This window comes from Hymenobacter saemangeumensis (assembly GCF_039541835.1).
Lineage (GTDB): Bacteria > Bacteroidota > Bacteroidia > Cytophagales > Hymenobacteraceae > Hymenobacter > Hymenobacter saemangeumensis.
This window is the reverse complement of sequence record NZ_BAABGZ010000013.1, coordinates 326,610-347,785: the sequence shown is the minus strand read 5'-3', so window position 1 is coordinate 347,785 and position 21,176 is coordinate 326,610. Positions and strand designations below refer to the sequence as shown.

Here is a 21,176-nt window from a genome sequence, read left to right as displayed (position 1 = left end):
TTAGTGGATAAAAAGTGTTTCATGCGTTCGGTCAATAAAGGTGATTGAATTACTCCCCGACCAAGGAAGCTAATTCAGGTACATATGAAAAATCTAGCAAAATTACCTCTGTAGCATGCTGCCAGGCTATAGCATGATGATGCTAGCCCCTCCCCCACGGCTCACATGCCCAGCCGGCCCGCCTGGACGGCCGGCATAAACCGCACACATGCGCATGCCTAACACTTGTAGTATTAGGGTTTATTAATGCATCTTTAGCCGCCGGCTTCTACCGGGCAGCTCGTTCGGCACTGGAACAGGCTGTGTTTTCTTCCCAACCACACCCTTATTTACCAGCCACATGGCCGACCGTATCAACGCTACCATTCCGCCCGCCGACCTGGCCCGGGCCCTCGACCACCTGCAGCAGGCCCGCGCCATTCTGGCGGCCCACCTGCAGCCGCTCACGCCCACCGAGCGCAAGACCATTACCAAGATGGGCAACAAAACCATCGGCTTCATGCAGAAGCTGGTGACCTACGCCAGCAACACCCCCGCCTTCGTGCCGGCCTTCGTCGACTTCAACGAGCTGCGCCAGGACGTGGGCGTGGCCACCGCCCTGCAGCCCCTGGAACAAGCCGCCGCCCAGCTCAGCCTCGACCTCAACAGCACCATTCTGGTGGCCGGGGCCGAAGGCATGCTGAGCGCCTCGCCCGTGTACAAAAACATCAAGTTTATGGCCGAGCAGCGCCAGCCCGCCGCCCAGTCGGCCTACACCGACCTGAGCGAGCGGTACCCGGGCCGCCCGGCCAAAAAGAAGGCCGAGCCTACGGTGTAGCCCGCCCAGGCGATAAAAGCAGCGCTGCCCTGCCTTTTAGGAGCTCCGAACGAGTTTTTGCTCGTTCGGAGCTCTTTTTTTCTCGTGCGGAGCGGGTTTAATCTCCTGCCGGAGTACTTTTTAAGTACTTCCGCAGGCCTTTAAATCGCCGGCGAACGAGCTTTTACCGGCCCGGAACGAGAAAAAACCCGTTCCGCACGAGAAAAAGCTCGTTCGGAACGGGTTTTTGGAGTTGGCGAAGCAGCTGTTGCCCGGGCGCCACGAGCTATTTGCCAGGCGCTACGGGCAGCTACTCGTCCGCCGCGACTTATTCGGCCAAGGACGGGGCCGGGGCGCCGGGCACGGCCACCCCGTAGAGGGCCGCCACGGCCGCATCGACCGCCGCTTCCAGGGCGGCAGTGTCGGCGGCCGGGTCCTGGGCTTTGGCATCCAGAATCTGCTGCACCAGGGCCGCAATGGCCGCCTGCTGCTCGGGCGTGGCGGTGGGGATGGGGAGCTGCGTGAGGTACTTGGGCTTGTACTCGAAGAAGGCGTCTTTCAGCTTGGCACCAATCGACTTAAAGTAGAAGTCAGTGGTGCTGGAATTGAGGACACCCAGCAGGAACAGGTCATCCGTTGGGATGATGGTCGTCTTATCGTTTGAATAAAGCCCTTGCGTGTCGTAGGTGTAAGGGGCGCTGGTAGCGAAAGTGGGGATAATGATTTTGGGCTTTTCGAACTCCCTCCAATAGTTAATGTTGTCCTGCACTTCATACCACTTATAAGGCCCTGGCTTTCGACCTGGCCACTCCAAAGCGGCGGTTTTGTCTAAATTCTTGGGCCGGGGTTCAAGTTGAGTCTTAAATCCCTCTAGATACTTCAGCACAGCAGGGTATTTCTCCATATCAATACCTCGCCGGGTAAACAAAAGGTACTTATCAGCCTTAGGCTGCTTGTATCTTTTCACATCCCGACCTGCCAGAAATGGCACTATAATATCTGCTGACCGTTCATCTTCGGCAATAATTTTGGCGCGAGTGGCTGCATCTACTACAAATGCTGCGTTAAATCCCGTCTTAATCCCATAGTAGACTTTCCCGCAAACATATTCTCCCAGCGGTTTACCAGTAGCCTTAAGCTTGGCTAGCATTTCCTTGTCAGGCTCATCGGCCAAGCTCCACACATCCTCCCCTAGCGTGGCTTGGGTTACCGAGCGCACATGGGTAGCCACCATTTCTTCCAGGGAAGGCGGCGGCAGTTGCGGAATGGCAGCAGCGCGGAAGCTGCTATCTGCCGTAGGCTTGCGCTGGTTTATGGTGAGAATGGCCGGGTAGGCTTTCACCAGGGGGAATACATACAGCTCACCAAAGTCCACAAACTCTACCAGCTGGTAATTGTGAAGCCAGCGGCGCAGAGGTGCCCCGTAGCCAAGGCTAAGCCATTTGTTGGGCGCGATGTAAGACAGCTCGCCGCCAGGAGCCAGCAGTTGCAGGCCCAGCTCAATGAAGTATACATACAGGTCAGCATTGCTGTGAAAAGTGGTGAAACGCTGCTTGAAGTGTGGTTTCATGTCTGCATCCTGGCTATCTCCACGGATGTACGGCGGGTTCCCAATCACCACGTCGAAGCCGCGGAAGGTGCCGGCGTCGTCCAGCACTTCGGGGAATTCGAAGCGCCACTCGAAGGCGTCGCGGAAGATGGCGGCCTGCTCGTGGGCTTTGATTTCGGCGTCGAGCTGGTTGGCCAGCAGCTCCAGGCGGCGCACTTCGAAGTAGCGGGCTTCCTCCTGCTTTTTGGTTTCGGGAATCAGGCTCACCTGGGTTTCGAGCACGATGCGCTGGTTGCGGGCCAGGCGCAGCTTTTCGCGCTTGGGGTCGCGCTTGTGCAGCACGGCGGTAAACTGCTCTTTCAGCTGCTGGAAAAAGCCCAGCAGCCGGGTTTTCTCGTCGCGCCCGCGGCTGCGGATGTAGTCGTGTACGGCGGCCTTGTACTCCTTGAGCGAGAACTTGCCCTTCTTGAACACCTCCGACAAGTCGGCGTCGAGGGCAAAGCGGGCCAGCAGGGAGTTGCCGGTTTTCACGTTCAGGTCGAGGTTGGGCAGGGTTTCCAGCTCGCCGAAGCCGGTGTCGGGCTTGTAGTAGGCGTGCTTGAGCAGCTCAATCCAGAGGCGCAGCCGGCAGATGCGCACCGAGTTGGGGTTGAGGTCGACGCCAAACAGGGCGTGCTCCATCAGAGCGCGCTTTTCGCGAAACAGGGCCTGCTGCAGGCGGGTGCGCTCCTTGCCCACGCTGCGCTGCCCGGTGGCGGGGTCGAAGCCGGCCACGCGGTAGGGGGCGGGCTCGCCGTCGGGGTTGGTCACCACCAGCTCGTCGTGCTCCACGTCGAGGGTGTAGGACAGCACGGCCCCTTCCTCGTCCAGAAACAAGCCCAGGCGGCTTTTCAGGGCCAGCAGCTCGTTGAGAGCACTCACCAGGAAGTGGCCCGAGCCCACGGCGGGGTCGAGCACGGTGAGGGTGTTGAAGTGGGCGGCGTAGGCCAGGCGCTGGGGCCGCTTGGCGGGGGCCAGGCGGTCCTGCAGCTCCTCCAGCGAGTCGCAGCCGGCCAGCTCGGCAAAGGCCGGGGCCTGGGCGAAGTGGCGCAGCACGGCCCGGCCCAGGGTTTGGCGGGCCATGTACATGGTCACGAAGCCGGGGGTGTAGAAGGAGCCGTCCTTGTAGCCGTTTATTTTCTCAAACACCAGCCCCAGCACGGCCGCCGAGAGCAGGGGCCGGGCGGGGGCAGCGTCGGGGCGGGGGGCGTCGGCCTCGGCCGGGGCAGTCCCGGCGTGGGTGGTGGTGGGGTCGGTGGCGAAGTCGTAGGCGTCGAGGAAATGCAGCAGGTAGGGCAGCGCGGCCCACTGCGGGGCGGCGGGTGTGCTGGCCTTGGCCGGGGGCGGCGTGGGGGCGCCCTTCTTGCGCAGCACCGAGCCCGGGAAGGGGGCCAGCCCCAGCCCGTCGCGCAGCCCGCTGATGCTCATGGTTTGCCCCTCCAGCAGGCTGGGCTCAAACAGCGAGGAGTTGAGGTAAGGCACCTGCGGAAACTCCAGGGCCACGTCGGGGCTGCGCTCGGCCAGGGGCTGGTTCAGCACCTCGAAGAACAGGGTTTGCACGTCGTCGTACTCGCCCAGGCGCTCGGGGTGCAGAAAGCGGAAGTGGGCGGCCTGGGCGGGGTCGTGGTAGCGCACGAGCTGGCCTTCCAGCAGCTTGAGAAACAGCAGGCGGTTTACCCACATCAGGCACAAAGCCAGGGCTACGCCTTCGAGCTGGGCGTCGGTGCTGCTGCCGTAGGGCTCGCGCTCGGCGCTGGGCAGGTTTAGCAGGCCGTGCCCGGTCTGGAGCTTGCGCAGGGTGTTTTCGAGCAGAGAGCCCGGCTGCCGCTCCCCCACCGGGCAGCGGCCAATGCGGCGCAGGCCGCCCTGCTTGTCTTCCTTCAGCCCCATCAAATACAGCAGCTCGTTGTAGAACTCCTGGTTGAGGGTGTTGGGGTCGCGGCGCAGCGTAAGGGGCTCCTTCAGCAGGTAGGCCGGGTGAAACAGGCGGTAGAGGCTCATCAGCTCGCCGGCTTTGGCGGGCAGGCCGGGGCGCAAATCCACGTAGGCCGCGCGCAGCTCGCCTTCCAGGGCCGCCAGCTTCTTGCCGGCAATGGACTTGTAGAAAAAGTCGGTGTCGGTGCTGGCCTTGCCCCCGGCTTTCCAGTCCTGAAAGGCCCGCACCAGGGCCTTGTCTTTCCAGAACAGGCGGTGGAAGTCCACGGCGTCGAACACGTACCACTCGTAGCCGGTGGTCACAATAAGCCGCTTGAAGTCGTCGGCCCGGTCGTCGCTGCGGTCTTCGAGGTAGTACAGCAGCAGCTGCTGAAAGGCCTTGCGGTTGAGGTCGGTGGGCGCGAGCATCTCAGCGGGGTTTTTGGGCCCCTTCACTTCCAGCACCACCGCCACCGGCGAGGCGGCGGTGTCGCCGAGGTGCAGCACCAGGTCGCGCTTGCCGTGTACGTTGCCGTAGCGGCTGCCGCCCTCGGCCGGCTTGCTCACCGCCCGCAGAAAGTCGAGGATGTGCGTTTCGCCGTGCCGCTCAATCTTGTGGGGGTCGAGGTGGCGCAGCATCTCCGCCAGGTGGCCCCGGAAGTCGGCCAGCTGGGTGGCAGTGGGGCGCAGGCGGCGCAAAGAGGCCGTCGCGGCGTCGGGTAGCAACAGGTGAGGAACGAGCATAGGAGGCAAAGTAAGGCGAATCGCCGCATTGTGGGCCACAAAAAAGCCCACCTCCGGGTAGAGGCGGGCCGGGTCGTCGGGGGGGCCTGTCCCCTACTCCACCAGCAGGCGCTGGCTGAGCGTCTGGCCCCCGGCCTGCACCCGCACCAGGTACAGGCCAGGAACCAGGCCCGCGAGGCTGATTTCGGCTTCCGCAGTGGCTGGGCGCAGGGCCTGGGTCCGGTGGGTGCGGCCCAGGGCATCAACCAACTTCAAGGCAACGGCACCTGGCGGTAGCGCCACCACTACCCGCCCCCGCGCCGGGTTGGGCACCAGCTGCAGGCGGGCCGCTCCCGCCGGCCCGGCAGTGGCCAGGGCCAGGTCCTGCAGCGAAGCGAGGAACCCCACCGGCGCCGTGCCGCCCGCCGCCCCCGCAGACAGGCTGCCAAAGCGGGCCGGTGTCATCACGCGGCCGGCTGCATAAATGACCGGGCCCGCAACGCTAAGGGCCTGCAGCTGGCTCGAAGAGCTGCTGCCCGCCTGCTGGGCCCACACAAACGTGCCGGTATTGCCCGTATCTACCAGCCGCGCCACAAACAGCGGCCCGGCACTTTGCTGCAGCGTGCTGCTGCCAAAGCGCGCCGTAGCGCCCTGAAAGCTGCCGCCCAGGTACAGCCCGCCGCTGCTGGGGCTCATGGCCGCGATATTGTTCTCTCCGCCCGTTTCCAGGGCCCAGCTCACCGTGCAGGCAGTGCCGGCGTCGGTCAGCTTTAGCAGCAGGCCGTCGGGTAAGGCAGTCCCCTGGGGCGTGGGGCGCGGGTTGAGAAGCACCCGGCTGCCGGCGTCTACCTGCACGCTCTCAAACGTGCCGGCTACGTACACGCTGCCGCCACTGGCCACCACCGCCGTGCCCCAATCCGTGCTGGAGCCCCCGCTGCGGAAGGCCCAGGCCCAGCTACCCCCCGTACCGGCGTCGCTGAGCTTGGCTACAAACAAGTCGTGCAGGGGCTGGCTTAGGGCCCAGGGCGGTACGCTCTGCAGGGTGGTGCTGCCAAAGCTGGCCTGCCCGGCAAACCCGCCGGTGAGGTACACGCTGCGGCCTTCTACGGCCAGGGCGGTGGGCCAGCCAACACCGTCGGCCCGCTGGGCCCACTCCACCCGCGGGCCACTGCCAGCCTCGCTGAGCCGGACAACAAACATATCAGTAGCGGCGCTGCCATTGGGCGCCGTGGAGCTGGTAAAAGTGCTGCTGCCGAAGTGGGCCGTGCCCCTGAACACGCCTGCCACGTACAGGGCCGCACCCTGCAGGCCAATGGCCGCACTCTCGCCATAGCTGCTCCCGCCCAGCTGCTGGGCCCAGCTCCAAGCAGCCCCGGAGCCGGCTTGCGTGAGTTTGGCCACAAAGCCGTTGCCAGTAGAGCTGAGCGGCAGCAGGCGGCTGCTGCCAAAGTCAGCAGCCGCACCGCCGAAGCTACCCGACAGGTACAAGCCGGCCGCACTCACAGCCAACCCGGTGGCCCTATCCGGCCCCGTGCCCCCGGCCCGCTGCGCCCATACAAAGCTGGAAGTGGCCGGGCTCCACTTGGCTACGAATACGTCGGTAGCGCCCGCACTGCTCAGCACCGTAGCGCCAAAGCTGGCCGTGCCCGAAAAAGAACCCGCCAGGTACACGTTGCCGCTGGCATCGGTGGCCGTTGCCGCTACCATAGAGCTGCTGCCATCTACCACCTGGGCCATTTGCCAAGCTGGGGCCTGGGCACGGGCACGGACGGCGGTAGCCAGCCCAAGCACGGCTAATACGAAGACCTTTTTCATAGCGCTGGCAAATGGATTCTGCGCAAGGTAAGGCCATTAAGTACCCGTTCAGCATGCCACCCGCAAGGCTACCTCACTTGTGATTGAGTACTTACAGCGGCTTTCAGTTTTTGTACAGGTCAACCCTATGCCTCCCCCTCTCCTTTTCGGAAATGCGGATTAAGCATTTTTTGGGGGCCGGGGGGTGAGGCGACCACCAGAACAAGGCCGTATAGCAACCAGAGAACTGCTCTCAACTCTTTCGCCGTCCGTGTAGGGCGGACTCTGCGAGTCCGCTCTACCGCGCAAAAGCAAAGGCCCGCCTCCTTGCGGAGACGGGCCTCATCACTTCTTTACCTCATCACCTCATTACCGACTAGCCGCCAGCGCTTCGGCGCCGCCCACGATTTCGAGAATCTCGGTCGTGATGGCCGCCTGACGCGTCCGGTTATACGTCAGCTTCAGCGACTTCAGGAGCTCACCGGCGTTGTCGGTGGCTTTGTCCATGGCCGTCATGCGGGCGCCGTGCTCCGAAGCGTTGCTTTCCAGCACGGCCTTGTAGAGCTGCACTTTCAGCGACTGCGGAATCAGGGTGCGCACAATCTCCTCCTTGCTGGGCTCGAAGATGTACTCCACATTCGAAGCTGCCGTGTTCACGGCCGTATCTTCCACCTGCACCAGGGGCAGCAGCTGCTCGGTGCGGATGATTTGCGTGGCTACGTTCTTGAACTCGTTGTACACCATCACCACCTCATCGTACTGCCCGGCCCGGAAGCCGTCCATGGCCATCTCCGCGGCCACGCGCACCGTGTCGAACGACAGCTTGGTGAAGACGTGGGTGAAGTTGCCCTGCACCGGCCCGCGCTTACCGAAGTAGTCGTGGGCCTTCTTGCCAATGGCCATAAACGAGATGTTGGCCGCCGGCAGGCTGGCGTAGCGCTCCTGAATCAGGGCATTCACGCCCTTAAACACGTTGGAGTTGAACGCACCGGCCAGGCCACGGTCGGAGGTGATGGCAATCACCAGCACGCGGCGTACGTCGCGGGCCGTGCCGTAGTCGCTCAGCACGCCTTCGTCGGCATTGCGCGTCAGGTTGGCCAGGATGGTGTTCAGACGCTGGGCGTAAGGACGCATGCGGATGATGTTGTCCTGGGCCCGGCGCAGCTTGGCCGCCGCCACCATCTTCATGGCTTTGGTAATCTGCTGCGTGCTCGTCACCGACTGAATGCGGCTGCGTACTTCTTTTAAGCTTGCCATTGATTAGTTATCAGTTGTTAGTTGTCAGTTGTCAGGCAGCTGTCAGTTGCTAGAACGAGCTAACAACTGACAACTGATAACTGACAACTTAGGAGGCGTAGCTCGCGGCTACGTCCTTGGCTACCTGGCGGATGGCGGTGGTGCCGCTGTCTTCCAGCTTGCCGGCCTTCAGGGCCTTCAGCACTTCGGGGTGACGGGCGTTCAGCACCTGGCCAAACTCCTTCTCGAACTCGCGCACGCGGTTTACCGGTACGGTGTCGAGCAGGCCGTTGGTGGCGGCGTAGATGATGGCCACCTGGTCTTCCACCTTCACGGGCGAGAACTGGGGCTGCTTCAGGATTTCGAGGTTGCGACGGCCGCGCTCGATGGTGAGCTTGGTCGAGGCATCGAGGTCGGAGCCGAACTTGGCGAAGGCTTCCAGCTCGCGGAACTGGGCCTGGTCGAGCTTCAGCGTACCGGCAACCTTCTTCATCGACTTAATCTGGGCGTTGCCACCCACGCGGCTTACCGAGATACCCACGTTGATGGCGGGACGGATACCGGAGTTGAAGAGGTTGGTCTCGAGGAAAATCTGGCCATCCGTAATCGAGATTACGTTGGTCGGGATGTAAGCCGAAACGTCACCGGCCTGCGTCTCGATGATGGGCAGAGCGGTAAGCGAGCCGCCGCCTTTCACGAGGTGCTTGATGCTCTCGGGCAGGTCGTTCATGTTGCGCGCAATCTCATCCGAAGAGTTGATTTTCGCGGCGCGCTCCAGCAGGCGGCTGTGCAGGTAGAATACGTCGCCGGGGTAAGCTTCGCGGCCCGGAGGACGGCGCAGCAGCAGCGACACCTCGCGGTAAGCCACGGCCTGCTTCGACAAGTCGTCGTACACCACCAGGGCCGGGCGGCCCGTGTCGCGGAAGAACTCGCCGATGGCGGCACCCGTGAAGGGGGCGTAGAACTGCAGCGGGGCGGGGTCGGCGGCCGGAGCAGCTACCACCACGGTGTAGTCCATGGCGCCGCCCTTGGTCAGGGCCTGCACAATCTGGGCGATGGTAGAGGCCTTCTGGCCAATAGCCACGTAGATGCAGTACACCGGCTGGCCGGCTTCGTAGAACTCGCGCTGGTTCAGGATGGCGTCGAGGGCCACCGTCGACTTGCCGGTCTGGCGGTCGCCGATGATGAGCTCGCGCTGGCCCCGGCCAATCGGAATCATGGCGTCGATGGCCTTGATACCGGTCTGCATGGGCTCGTTTACGGGCTGGCGGAAGATTACACCGGGGGCCTTACGCTCCAGGGGCATCTCGTACAGCTCGCCGGCAATAGGACCACGGCCGTCGATGGGCTGGCCCAGCGTGTTTACCACGCGGCCCACAATGCCCTCGCCTACCTTGATGGAGGCAATTTTGTTGGTGCGGCGCACGGTGGCACCTTCCCGGATTTCGGAGTAGTCGCCGAGCATTACGGCCCCTACGTTGTCTTCTTCCAGGTTCAGAACGAGGCCTTGCAGCCCGTTTTCAAATTCAATCAGCTCACCCGCCTGGGCTTTGCTCAGTCCGTAGATGCGGGCCACGCCGTCGCCTACTTGCAACACGGTGCCGACTTCTTCCAGCTCGGCTTCGGACTTGAAATTGGACAGTTGCTGCCGCAGGATTGCGGAGACTTCGTCCGGACGTACTTCTGCCATATGTTTGGGGTGATGAGGTAATGGGGTGATGGGGTGATGAGGTTGATGGTACGAGGCCGAATGAGGCCAACCTGCCTCATCACCTCATCACTTCGTCACCTCATCACAGTTTATTTTGATAGGAGTTTTCTTGCAGGGAGATGCGCATCTTGCGGAGGCTTGAGCGCACCGAATCATCAATTTGCTGGTCGCCAATCCGGAGCACAAAGCCCCCGATGAGGCTGGGGTCCACTTTCTCGGTCAGCTCCACGGACGCCAACCCGGTTTGGCGCTTCACCAGTTCCACCATTTCGGCCCGCAGCGCCGGCGTGAGCGGTGTAGCCGACGTCACGGAGGCTTCCTGCATGCCGCGCATCAGGTTGTACTGGGTATGAAACTCGGACGCCACCCACTCAAGGGCGCTTTCCCGGTTGTGCTGGCTTACGATGCCGAGGAACTTCTCCGTCAGGGCCGACACCTTGCCATTGAAAATGGCTTGCAGGATGGCCAGCTTCTTGTCCTGCTTCACAATGGGGTTGCGCAGCAGCAAGCGCAGGTCACGGTTCTCGGTCAGCGTCTTGCTGAACAGGTCCATGTCCTGCTTTACTTCGGCCAGGGTTCCCCGCTCTTGCGCCAAATCCAGCAAGGACTTGGCGTAGCGGGAAGCAGCTCGTTGTTCTGACATAGTATTGGGGTTGTCAGTTGTCGGTTGTCAGTTGTCAGCTCCGGCTAGCATCGTTCTGAAACGACCTGACGACGGACAACTAACAACTGACAACTGATAACCTAATTCAGTTTAACGTCCTTCAAGTACGAATCCACCAGCTGCGTCTGGGCAGCCGGGTCGGCCAGCTCGCGGCGCAGGATGCGCTCGGCGATGTCGAGCGAAAGCTGGGCAGCGGTGTTGCGTACGTCGGCCAGGGCCGCGTTCTTCTCCGTCTGAATGGCTTCGCGCGCCTGGGTAATCATGCGGCTGCCTTCTTCGGTAGCGCGGTTCTTGGCCGTTTCGATGAGCTGTTCGGACATTTTCTGGGCTTCGAGCAGCATGCGGTCGCGCTCGAGACGGGCTTCGGCCATCAGCTTCTCGTTGCCGGCCTTCAGGGCCTGCATCTCCAGCTTGGCTTCGTCGGCCATGCGCAGGGCGGTGTCGATGCTCTCCTCACGCTCCCGCAGGGAGGTCAGGATGGGCTTCCAGGCAAACTTTGCCAGCAGGAACAACACCAGCAGGAAGATAACCAGCTGCCAGAAAATCAGGCCAAACTCGGGGGTTACAATTTGCATGGTTCTTTAATTGATTGTCAGAGAATAGCTACCGGCTTTCAGCCAAGAATACCAGCGCAGGCCTTACGGGCCTGGCTGGCAGCTTCGCTCGGACCAGGGGCCCGGCAGCTAAAAAGGAAAGCAGCCCGCTGCGCCGCACGCCGAAGCGACGCGCAACGGGCTGCCTAATTCCAAACGGCTTCTTACCCTTGGAGCTTGAAGGAAATCAGCAAGCAAACTACCACGGCGAACAGACCCAGACCTTCGATAAGGGCCGCTACAATCAGCATGGCGGTTTGGATACGGCCGGAAGCTTCCGGCTGACGGCCAATGGCTTCCATAGCGCTGCCACCAATGCGGCCAATACCCAGGCCTACGCCCAGAGCAACCAAACCAGCACCGATACCTGCGCCCATTACGGCCAGACCAGCCGAATTCGAAACCTCAGCAACAGCCTGCAACAACAAAGAGAGAAGCATAAAAAAAAAGAGAAGTGGGAAAAAAGAAAAAAACGAAAAGAAACGGCCCGCAACCTGCGTGCCCGGTATTGAAACTTAAGCGGGATTAGTGGCCGTGGGCATGAGCCGGCTCAGCACCGTCGCCGCCCCCAATCTGGTGGTCGGCGTCGTGGTGCTCTTCCACTGCCCCGCCGATGTACATGGCCGTGAGCAGGGTGAAGATGTAGGCCTGCAGAATGGCTACCAGCAGCTCCAGCACGTTGATGAACAAGCCAAAAGCCAGTGAAACGGGCGCGACGGCCGGGCTCTTGAAGATGAAAATCAGGCTGATAAAGCTCAGGATTACAATGTGGCCGGCGGTGATGTTGGCAAACAGACGCACCATCAGCGAGAAGGGCTTTACCACCACACCGATAAGCTCGACCGGAATCATGATGGGCAGCAGGGCCTTGGGCACGCCGGGGGTGGCGAAGATGTGCGCCCAGTAGTTCTTGTTGGAGCTGGCCAGGGTGATGATGAGCGTGAGCACGGCCAGGGTCAGCGTCACGGCAATGTTGCCGGTGAGGTTGGCCGCACCGGGCATCAGGCCCAGCAGGTTGTTGAACCAGATAAAGAAGAACACCGTGAGCAGGTAGGGCATGTACCGCTCGTACTTGGGGCCGATGGACTTCTTGGCCACTTCATCCCGGATGAAGATGATGATGGGCTCAAAGAAAGACTGCACGCCTTTGGGGGCGCGGCCGTGGTTTTTCTTGTAGCCGCGGGCTACGGCCGTGAATACCAGCAGCAGCAGGGCGCTGCTCAGCAGCAGCGAAGCCACGTTTTTGGTGATGGAGAAGTCGTACACCTTGCTGCCGTCGGTGCTCACCAGGTGCTCGTGCTCCAGCTTGAGGCCGTCGTACTCTGCCCCATGCTCTTCGCCGTGCTTGGGAGCCAGCTTCTCGGAGGAGAATACCGACAGGCCTTTGCCAGGGCGGTAGGCCATAATGGGCAGGTAAGAGGTGAAATGGCCGTTATCGGTCGAGAACCAGTGCCACTCGTGGGAGTCGCCGATGTGATGCAAAATCATTTCCCCCGGGCTGAAGGCCTCGGCCTTTTCAGCCTTTCCGCCGTGCTCGCTGGCAAAAACGGGAAGCGTGAGAATGCAAAACAGGACGGCTAGTAAACGCTTCATTAAAAGTCAATTAAAGTTCGAAATCCGGCTAACGTGCTATTTTTCCGGTACTTGCTTTTTCGAAAACGGCCGCAAGTTAGTCAAAATAGCCCAGATTTCAAATCCAGCCGCTAAGAAGTAGAGAATGAAGAAGGCCCCCAGGAAGGTCCAGGTACCCTGCCCCTCAGTGGCTCCACCCCGGTAAAAATGCACCAGCACCAGCCCCAGCGACAGCAACAGGCGCATGACCATGCTGCCGAAATAGGCCAGCATAAAGTTGTCCGGCGAAGCACTAATCAGCCGGGCCGTCATCCAGTAGGTGACCAGGGTAAGCAGGGCCATGTAAGCCAGCGTATAAAAAGCCAGCGGATGCACCAGCAAGCTGCCCCACATAGCCTGTACCCCCGCCAGCATGGCGGCCAGGGCCAGAAAGAAGGCCGCGAACTGAACAATAAAACGGGACATAGGCTGGCCTGGGCTATTCTTTGGTAAGGGAGCGAATAACCTGATAAAGCGCGGCGAACACGCCCAGCAGCATCAGGCCAATGGTAAACCAGGGGGTTTTGGTCTGGTAATGCCGGTCGAGCCACAGCCCCAGCCAGGTGCTCAGACCAATAATGGCCAGCATCTGAAACGCAATGCCCGAGTATTTGGCAAAGGCACGAAGCCGGTCGGAACCGGGAGAGGATTCGGGCTGACGAGGCATATGAAACAGAGAAAGAAACCGGACTGCAAAGCTACGCCACGGGCCGGGGCCGCAAATGCCTTTTGAATACTGTAATTTTACCCCTTCGGCTACGTTTAGCGCCTGGCTCCGGCCAGGTTGGCGAACAAATCGGGCCGTCTCCAACGTTTCGTCCGCTACAGGCTGCCTTCACTTTCCTTTTGGCTTTGACTAAGTATCTGCTGATTTTCCGCTGGCCGGCGCTGCTGGTCCTGCTCTTTGGGCTGGGCATGGCAGGCTGTGCCTCCGATAAAAACCTCGTGGCCCACACGTTCAACAACATCGCGGCCCGCGACAACGCCTACTTCCTGGCCCGCGAGAAGCTGCGCGAAACGGAAGCCAAGCTGTATGCGGCCCGGCAGAACGACTACAACCAGGTGCTGCCGCTCTTCCCGACGCTGGATAGCGCGGCGGTGAAAGCCAACCGGGCCGAGCTGAACGACATCATCAAAAAGGCCTCGCTGCCCATTCAGCACCGCCCGGGCTCCGACTGGACCGACGACGCCTACCTGCTGGTGGGCTGGTCGCGCTACTACCAGATGCAGTACAGCGACGCCGCCCTCACGTTTAAATATGTCAACTCCACCAGCAAGGACAACAATGCCAAGCACGAAGCCCTGATTGGCCTGATGCGCACCTTCGTGGCCCTGCAGGAATACGACAATGCCAAGGCCGTGTCCGACCTGCTCGACAAGGAGTCGGGCCAGGAGAAAAACGCCCGCGAGCTGTTCCTGACCCGGGCCGACTACTACCTCAAAACCGGTGAGCCTGCTAAGGCCATTCCGCAGCTGGAGCGCGCCATCCCCATGATTGAGTTCAAAAACGAACGGTCGCGCACGCGCTACATCCTGGCCCAGCTGTACCAGGAAGCCGGCGAGGATAAAAAGGCGTATGAACAGCTCAACCAGATTCTGGCCCGCAACCCGCCCTACGAGCTGGACTTCTTCGCCAAGCTCATGCTGGGGCAGGTTTCTGACCTGAACCTGCAGGACAAGGCCCGCCTCAACAAGTACTTCGCGGCCCTGCTGAAGGACCCAAAGAACAAGGACTACCGCGACAAAATCTACTACGAGATGGCGCGGCTCAGCTACCGGCAGCAGAACTACCCCGATGCGCTGCAGCTGCTCCGTCAGTCCATCAAAGCCACTACCACCAACCAGAAGCAGAAAGGCTACACCTACCTGCTGGCCGGCCGCATCTACTACGAGAACCTGCAGAAGTACCGCCTGGCGGCGGCTTACTACGACAGCACCGTGCAGGCCATGTCGAAGGAAGCGCCCAACTATGCCGCCATCAAGGAGCGTAGCGACATTCTGCAGGACTTTGCCAAGCAGTACACCATCATCGAAACCCAGGACAGCCTGCAAACGCTGGCCAGGCTGAACAAAGACGAGCTGGACCAGCAGCTCGACGCCTATGCCGAAGCGGAGCTGGCTGCCCGCCGCAAAGAAGCCGAAAAGCAGGCGGCTGCCGAAAAAGCCCGCGCCCGGGAAGAAGAGTTTGCCTCCCGCCGTCCCAACGAGGCACCCAGCGCCTTTGGCGGCAGCACCCGCCCCGACCCCACTGCGTTCGACCCCACGGCTGCCGGCGGCGCCAAATGGTACTTCGACAACCCGGCCACGCTGGGTACGGCCCGGGCCGACTTCATTCGGCGCTGGGGCAACCGCCAGCTGCAGGACAACTGGCGCACGCGCAATACGCCGGCCAGTGCCACTCCTGGCGCTATTGCGGGCGCGGGCGGCGCAGCCGGTGCCCAGCCGGGCGGCGCCCTCTCCGGCCCCGATGCGGCCAAGCAGGACTCACTGGCGAAAGCGGCTGCGGCCAACCCGGAGGCGGAGAAGCAGGCGCTGGTCGCTAAATACCGCCAAGACCTGCCCCTCACGCCCGAGCAGCTGGCGGCTTCCGACAAGCTGATTGAAGCGGCGATGTACGAGCTGGGCGGCATCTACAAAGAGCAGCTCAAGGAAAAGGAAAAGGGCATTGCCACCTACGAGAAGGAAGTGACGCGCTACCCCCGCGGCGAGCACGCGCCGGATGCCTACTACCTGCTGTACCTGTACTACAAAGACAAGCCCGACCCCGCTAAAATGGCCGAGTACGCGGCAGCGCTGCAGCGGGAATTCCCCAAGTCCATCTATGCCAAGCTTATCATCGACCCGCTGTACCGCGAGCACGAGCAGGCCCTGCGCAAGGCCGTAGCAGCCCGCCTCGATTCGGCCTTCACGCTGTACAAAGACCAGGAATTTACCAAAGCCCGGGCCGTACTGGCCCGCACCGAAAAGCAATTTCCCAAGCATGAGCTGACCGATCGGGTAGCCTACCTGAAAACCCTGCTGGTCATTCGGACCCAGCCGCCCATGACGGCCCGGGCTGCGGTAGAGAAGTTCTACAAAGAATACCCCGACAGCCCCCTGGTTCCGCTGGCCCGCGACCTGGCCACCACCTACCGCAAGCAGGAAACCGGGCAGATTACCGGGGCCCTGGCTTCTACCGACAAACCGGTTGTCTCCCAGTTCCGCCCCGGCGAGGTAGACAACCGCTTGCGCATCATGTACTCCGATACGGAGATGACAACGCCAGCTCCCCCGCCGGCCCCGGCCAAGGATGAAGCCCGGCCGCTGGAAACGCTGACTCCCAAAGACCAGGCCCCAGCGCCAGCTGGCTCAGCGGGCCCGGCCCCTGCCCCGTCACGCAATGCCCTGGAGCCAGCGCCGGCCCCGGCGGAACCAGCACCAAGCACGGGCACCATGCCCACGCCTGCGGCTCCCACTGGTGCTACCACGGCGTCGGCACCGGCTGCAGCGCCTACCACAGCGTACACCACTCAGCTTAGCGCGGCGCATGCCGTGGTACTGGTATTCCCCAAAGCGGCTCCGGCCCCTACCGACCTGGCTACGCAGCTGGGAGCCTACAACAACCGCTTTTTCCGGGCCAACAACCTGCAGGTGCAGCCCCAGCCGCTGGGAGCCGAGCAGGACCTGCTGGTGGTGCGGGCCCTGCCAGGAGCTAAGGTGGCCCAGAGCTACGCAACCAAGCTGCGCGGGCCCCAGTCGCCGCTGGCCCGCCTGCGCGGCCAGGGCTACCAAACCCTGGTCATCACCCTCGATAACCTTACCCTGCTGCAAACCACCGGCGACCTCGCCGGCTACCTGACTTATTACCAGGGCGCGTACAAATAATTCAGGCTAACCAGAAAATGAGGAATGAAGAAAGGAATTTGCCAAAAGCAGGTCCTCTCTCCATTCCTCATTCTTCATTACTCCCTGCCTTGCGTTTAGCTGGGTTAGTTTTGCATATTATTCCTGAATTCGTCTGTTATGCCTGAGTATTCTACCACCCGTCGCGCCAAGCCCGACCTGAAGCCTCGCCGGCCGGGCCGGTTCACGGCCTTCACGCGAACCATGTGGCTGCTGTTTGGGGCCGGCGTTCTGGGCCTGGGGCTGTATGTGCTGGCCGTCAGTGCCAACTTTCTGAACCTGTTCGGGCGCATGCCCAACCTCAAAACCCTCGAGAACCCCAAGAGTGAGCTGGCCTCGGAGGTGTACTCGGCCGATGGCGAGCTGCTTGGTAAGTACTTCCGCGAAAACCGCACTCCGGTTGAGTACAAGGACCTGCCGCAAAACCTCGTTGATGCCCTCATTGCCACCGAAGATGTACGCTTCGAACAGCATTCGGGCATCGACTTCCAGAGCCTCTTTGCCATTCCCTACTACCTGCTTTCGGGCCGCAACCGGGGCAGCAGCACCCTCACCCAGCAGGTAGCCAAGGTACTTTTCAAAACCCGCGACAACCTCAACGATGGCCGACTCAACGGCAATGGCAAGCTGGGCCTGCTTATCACCAAAACCAAAGAGTGGATTCTGGCCGTGCGCCTGGAGCGCAACTACACCAAGCGCGAGATTTTGCGCATGTACCTCAACACGGTGGACTTTGGCTCCAATGCCTACGGCGTCAACACGGCTGCCAAAACCTTTTTTAACAAGAGCCCCAAAGACCTTAATACCCTGGAGGCGGCTACCCTGGTAGGCATCGTAAACGCGCCTTCGCGCTTCAGTCCGGCCGTGCACCCCGAACGCTCACGCAAGCGCCGCAACTGGGTGCTGCGCCAGATGCACAAGTATGGCTACATCGATGCCGCCACTATTGCCGATACGGCCAAGCCCATTGCGCTTAAGTATAGCGTCGAGAACCCCAGCAAGGGCCTGGCGCCCTACTTCCGGGCCGAGGTGGTGAAATCGCTGCTGGCCTGGGCCAGGGAAACCGACCACGACCTGTATGCCGACGGCTTAAAAATCTACACCACCATCGACTCGCGCATGCAGCGATATGCCGAATCTGCCCTGGCCGAGCACCTAAAGCTTCAGCAAAAGTGGTTTGCCGCCCACTGGAAAGGCCAGCAGCCCTGGCGCGATGAGAACGGCAAGGTCATCCCCGACTTTCTCAACACTGCCATGCGCCGTACCCAGCGCTACAAGTCGCTGATGAATATCTACGATGGCAACCGCGACTCCGTCAACTTCTACCTGCGCAGGAAGTACCGCATGCCGGTCTTCACCTGGGAAGGTGAAAAGGAGATGCTGATGTCGCCCCTCGATTCGCTGGAGTATTACAAGCGCTACCTGCGGGCGGGCTTCATGGCCATGAACCCGCTTAATGGACAGGTGAAAGCCTGGGTAGGCGGTCCCAGCTTCAGGTTCTTCAAGTTCGACCACGTGCGCCAGGGCAAGCGCCAGCCGGGCTCCACCTTCAAGCCCATTGTGTACGCCGCGGCCATCGACCAGGGCTATTCGCCCTGCTACACCCGCCCCGACGTAGCCACTACCTTCCCCGCCGAAGCCGGCCGCCCGGCCTACACGCCCCAGAACTTCGACGGTGGCTTCAGCGGCAAAACCTACACCTTACGCCAGGCCCTGGCCCGCTCCATGAACTCCATCACCGCCTGGCTGGTGATGAAGCTTACGCCGGAAACCGTCGTCAACTATGCCAAGCGCCTGGGTATTACCTCAGAAATTGACCCGGTGCCGGCCGTCGGCTTCGGCTCATCCGACTGCAGCATCTTCGAGCTGTGCGGCGCCTATGGCACCTTCGTCAACAAGGGCGTCTGGACTTCCCCCATCATGGTTACCCGCATCGAGGACAAAAACGGCAACGTGCTCCGTGAGTTCGTCCCCCGCACCAAGGAAGTGCTTAGTGAAGAAACGGCCTACCTCATGACGCACATGCTGCAGGCCAGCACCACCGAGCGCGGCGGCACCAGCACCATTTTGCACACGGGCTTCAAGTTTCCCTATGAAATAGGCGCTAAAACCGGCACGACGTCGAACTACTCCGACGCCTGGTTTATGGGCATCACCCCCGACCTGGTCTGTGGCATGTGGGTGGGCGGCGAAGACCGCAGCATTCACTTCCGCAACGGCGAATACGGCCAGGGCGCCCGCCTGGCGCTGCCACTCTACGGCATGTTTATGCGCAAGGTGTACGCCGACAAAAGCCTTGACATCAATAAAGGCCCCTTCCCCAAGCCCAGCACGCCCCTAACCATCGAAATCGACTGCTCGAAGTACTACGGCGGCCAGCGCGACACCATTCCCTATAACCAGAAGATGACTCCTGCCGAGATGGACGATTTGAACGACAAGGACATATAGACGCTGACTGCCGCTGATTTTAATGATTCCGCTGATTGTTTCAGCCCTCAGGCTTCAGCAAAAGCCATTTCTCCTTAAAATGACCAGCGACTTTTGCTGGTCATTTTTTGTTACCGGATGGTGTACATTCCGACGATTTTAAACCGGGCTGAGCCTGCAAATAGCCAGCTTTCCTCCCCCGATAAACATAGAACATGTCGTCCGTATCAGCGTAATCACGGCTAATCAGCGACAATCAGCGATTTATGGCAGCCAAACCCGAACTGCAGGCCCAGATAGCCGCCCTTCCGCACAAGCCCGGGGTATACAAGTACTTCGACGACGAGGGCATTATCTACGTGGGCAAGGCCATCGACCTGCGTAAGCGCGTCAGCAGCTACTTCACCAAAAACGACCACAATAAAAAGACTCAGCAGCTGGTCAAAAACATCAGACGCATCGAATTCACCATCGTCGACAGCGAGTCCGATGCCTTCCTGCTCGAGAATAACCTCATCAAGCAGCACCAGCCCAAATACAACATTCTGCTCAAGGACGGCAAGACCTATCCCTACCTCTGCCTGACCAACGAGCGGTACCCACGCCTCATTCCTACGCGCAACAAAATCAACGACGGCTCGCGCTACTACGGCCCTTATGCGAATGGAACGGCGCTAAACGTGCTTTTGGAGCTCATCAGGGCCCTCTACCCGCTTCGGACGTGCAACTACAACCTTTCACCTCAAAACGTGGCAGCGGGCAAGTTTAAGGTATGCCTGGAGTATCACCTTGGCAATTGCAAAGGCCCCTGCGAAGGCCTGGAAGATGAGGCCACCTACAACCAATACATTCAGCAGATTCGCAATATTCTGAACGGCGACCTGCGCGTGCCCAAGCAGTACTTCAAAGAGAAGATGACGGCGGCGGCCCAGGAAATGCAGTACGAGCTGGCGCATCAGTACAAGGTGAAGCTCGATAAGCTGGAGGCTTTTCAGGCCAAGAGCACCATCGTCAATGCCAGCCTGACCAACATCGACGTCTTTGCCATTGCCAGCAACGAGAAAAGCGGCTTTATCACCTACCTCAAGGTGATGAACGGCTCCATCATCCTGACTCAATCGGTGGAAGTTGCAAAAAAGCTGGATGAGGACGACGCAGAGATTCTGGCTCCTTTGGTCATGCAGATGCGGCAGGAGTTCGAAAGCGAATCCCGTGAAATTCTGTCCAATGTTGCCCTGGTGCTGCCACTGCCTGGTGTTGCGGTGACGGTACCACAGATTGGCGACAAGCGCAAGCTGCTGGAGCTGGCCCTGAAAAACGTGCTTTACCTGCGCAAGGAAAAGGAAAGCATGAACGACCGTAGCAAAGACCTCAACGAGGTGCGCATCATGGAAACCATGAAAAAGGACCTGCGCCTTACGGAGCTACCCAAGCACATAGAATGTTTTGACAACTCCAACTTCCAGGGCGACAACCCGGTAGCGGCAATGGTATGCTTTCGCAATGCCAAGCCCAGCAAGAAAGACTACCGCCACTACCACATCAAAACCGTGGTCGGACCAAACGACTTCGACTCCATGTACGAAGTCGTTTCCCGTCGCTACCGCCGCTTGCTCGACGAAGGTGCCAGCCTGCCCCAGTTGGTTATCGTCGACGGCGGTAAGGGCCAGTTAAGCATGGCTGTCAAAGCCCTCAAAGACCTTAATATCTGGGGCCAGATTCCCGTCATCGGCATTGCCAAGCGCCTGGAGGAAATCTACGTGCCCAATGACCCTCTCCCTCTCTACATCGATAAGAAAAGCGAAACCCTGCGCCTCATCCAGCGCATGCGCGATGAAGTTCACCGCTTCGGCATCACCTTCCACCGCTCCCGGCGCGACGCCGCAACACTCAAAACCGAGCTTACCGATGTGAAGGGCCTCGGCCCCGCCACGGCCGAAAAGCTGCTGAATAAGTTTAAGTCCGTCAAAAAGATTCGTGAGCTCAACGAGGCCGAGCTAATCGCTGAAATTGGCCAAGCCAAGACCCGCGTCCTGCAAGCCTACTTCCAAGCACAGATTACCCCCGCTGAGCCTGATACCACCGATTACTCAGGGCAGTAATAGCGGCCCCTACTCCCAGTATACCTCCCCGGCCAGTTGCTTATGATAAAAGGATGTAGGAACTCCAGCACAAGGCTAACACAATAAAAAAGGCCCCAACCGTGCGACGGTTGGGGCCTTTTTTATTGTGTT

The 21,176-nt window shown here is 60.6% G+C and carries 14 protein-coding genes; 4 read left to right on the top strand and 10 right to left on the bottom strand.

The annotated features are described in order from the left end of the window. Positions 1-340: 340 nt before the first annotated feature. Positions 341-817 (top strand): hypothetical protein, encoded by a 477-nt coding sequence (locus tag ABD919_RS05910; RefSeq protein WP_345234683.1) that lies wholly within the window; start codon positions 341-343, stop codon positions 815-817. 307 nt (positions 818-1,124) lie between these two features. Here ABD919_RS05910 and ABD919_RS05905 read toward each other — a convergent pair whose 3' ends face one another. The 10 genes from ABD919_RS05905 to ABD919_RS05860 all read right to left on the bottom strand — a co-directional run bounded on the left by ABD919_RS05905 (position 1,125) and on the right by ABD919_RS05860 (position 13,297). Continuing rightward, the gene (locus ABD919_RS05905) at positions 1,125-5,042 is read right to left on the bottom strand and encodes a type IIG restriction enzyme/methyltransferase (RefSeq protein WP_345234681.1); all 3,918 of its coding nucleotides are present in this window, start codon (positions 5,040-5,042) and stop codon (positions 1,125-1,127) included. Between the two features lie 93 nt (positions 5,043-5,135). Next, positions 5,136-6,836 (bottom strand): T9SS type A sorting domain-containing protein, encoded by a 1,701-nt coding sequence (locus tag ABD919_RS05900; RefSeq protein WP_345234679.1) that lies wholly within the window; start codon positions 6,834-6,836, stop codon positions 5,136-5,138. Between the two features lie 348 nt (positions 6,837-7,184). Then, positions 7,185-8,072: an ATP synthase F1 subunit gamma gene (gene atpG, locus ABD919_RS05895; RefSeq protein ID WP_345234677.1), complete on the bottom strand. Its 888-nt coding sequence runs from the start codon at positions 8,070-8,072 to the stop codon at positions 7,185-7,187. Between the two features lie 88 nt (positions 8,073-8,160). Beyond that, positions 8,161-9,741 (bottom strand): F0F1 ATP synthase subunit alpha, encoded by a 1,581-nt coding sequence (atpA, locus tag ABD919_RS05890; RefSeq protein ID WP_345234676.1) that lies wholly within the window; start codon positions 9,739-9,741, stop codon positions 8,161-8,163. Positions 9,742-9,844: 103 nt separating this feature from the next. After that, positions 9,845-10,405, bottom strand: a complete 561-nt coding sequence (atpH, locus tag ABD919_RS05885; RefSeq protein ID WP_345234674.1) for an ATP synthase F1 subunit delta — start codon at positions 10,403-10,405, stop codon at positions 9,845-9,847. A 101-nt stretch (positions 10,406-10,506) separates the two neighbouring features. Further along, positions 10,507-11,001, bottom strand: coding sequence for a F0F1 ATP synthase subunit B (locus tag ABD919_RS05880; RefSeq protein WP_345234672.1), 495 nt, complete (start codon positions 10,999-11,001; stop codon positions 10,507-10,509). 182 nt (positions 11,002-11,183) lie between these two features. Next, the gene (gene atpE / locus ABD919_RS05875; protein WP_345234670.1) at positions 11,184-11,459 is read right to left on the bottom strand and encodes an ATP synthase F0 subunit C; all 276 of its coding nucleotides are present in this window, start codon (positions 11,457-11,459) and stop codon (positions 11,184-11,186) included. Positions 11,460-11,544: 85 nt separating this feature from the next. After that, positions 11,545-12,612 carry a F0F1 ATP synthase subunit A gene (atpB, locus tag ABD919_RS05870; protein ID WP_345234668.1) on the bottom strand — a complete coding sequence of 356 codons (1,068 nt, stop codon included), beginning with the start codon at positions 12,610-12,612 and terminating at the stop codon, positions 11,545-11,547. Between the two features lie 36 nt (positions 12,613-12,648). Next, positions 12,649-13,056, bottom strand: coding sequence for a hypothetical protein (locus tag ABD919_RS05865; RefSeq protein WP_345234666.1), 408 nt, complete (start codon positions 13,054-13,056; stop codon positions 12,649-12,651). 13 nt (positions 13,057-13,069) lie between these two features. Then, a complete protein-coding gene (locus ABD919_RS05860; protein WP_345234665.1) occupies positions 13,070-13,297 on the bottom strand; it encodes an AtpZ/AtpI family protein in 228 nt (75 codons plus the stop codon). 185 nt (positions 13,298-13,482) lie between these two features. On the opposite strand from ABD919_RS05860, the gene porW reads away from it, so the two are divergent. From porW to uvrC, 3 genes are all read left to right on the top strand, one after another. Beyond that, complete coding sequence (gene porW / locus ABD919_RS05855; protein ID WP_345234663.1) at positions 13,483-16,494, top strand: type IX secretion system periplasmic lipoprotein PorW/SprE; 3,012 nt, start codon at positions 13,483-13,485, stop codon at positions 16,492-16,494. Positions 16,495-16,632: 138 nt separating this feature from the next. Beyond that, a complete protein-coding gene (locus ABD919_RS05850) occupies positions 16,633-18,963 on the top strand; it encodes a penicillin-binding protein 1A (protein WP_345234661.1) in 2,331 nt (776 codons plus the stop codon). A 245-nt stretch (positions 18,964-19,208) separates the two neighbouring features. Next, positions 19,209-21,044 carry an excinuclease ABC subunit UvrC gene (uvrC, locus tag ABD919_RS05845; protein WP_345234659.1) on the top strand — a complete coding sequence of 612 codons (1,836 nt, stop codon included), beginning with the start codon at positions 19,209-19,211 and terminating at the stop codon, positions 21,042-21,044. Positions 21,045-21,176 lie beyond the last annotated feature (132 nt).

Coding starts and splice junctions, on each gene's coding strand:
- atpH (WP_345234674.1), bottom strand. CDS start 10,405: ATGTCAGAACAACGAGCTGCTTCCCGCTACGCCAAGTCCTTGCTGGAT.
- uvrC (WP_345234659.1), top strand. CDS start 19,209: ATGGCAGCCAAACCCGAACTGCAGGCCCAGATAGCCGCCCTTCCGCAC.
- atpG (WP_345234677.1), bottom strand. CDS start 8,072: ATGGCAAGCTTAAAAGAAGTACGCAGCCGCATTCAGTCGGTGACGAGC.
- atpE (WP_345234670.1), bottom strand. CDS start 11,459: ATGCTTCTCTCTTTGTTGTTGCAGGCTGTTGCTGAGGTTTCGAATTCG.
- atpA (WP_345234676.1), bottom strand. CDS start 9,741: ATGGCAGAAGTACGTCCGGACGAAGTCTCCGCAATCCTGCGGCAGCAA.
- ABD919_RS05900 (WP_345234679.1), bottom strand. CDS start 6,836: ATGAAAAAGGTCTTCGTATTAGCCGTGCTTGGGCTGGCTACCGCCGTC.
- ABD919_RS05910 (WP_345234683.1), top strand. CDS start 341: ATGGCCGACCGTATCAACGCTACCATTCCGCCCGCCGACCTGGCCCGG.
- ABD919_RS05880 (WP_345234672.1), bottom strand. CDS start 11,001: ATGCAAATTGTAACCCCCGAGTTTGGCCTGATTTTCTGGCAGCTGGTT.
- ABD919_RS05860 (WP_345234665.1), bottom strand. CDS start 13,297: ATGCCTCGTCAGCCCGAATCCTCTCCCGGTTCCGACCGGCTTCGTGCC.
- ABD919_RS05905 (WP_345234681.1), bottom strand. CDS start 5,042: ATGCTCGTTCCTCACCTGTTGCTACCCGACGCCGCGACGGCCTCTTTG.
- ABD919_RS05850 (WP_345234661.1), top strand. CDS start 16,633: ATGCCTGAGTATTCTACCACCCGTCGCGCCAAGCCCGACCTGAAGCCT.
- atpB (WP_345234668.1), bottom strand. CDS start 12,612: ATGAAGCGTTTACTAGCCGTCCTGTTTTGCATTCTCACGCTTCCCGTT.
- ABD919_RS05865 (WP_345234666.1), bottom strand. CDS start 13,056: ATGTCCCGTTTTATTGTTCAGTTCGCGGCCTTCTTTCTGGCCCTGGCC.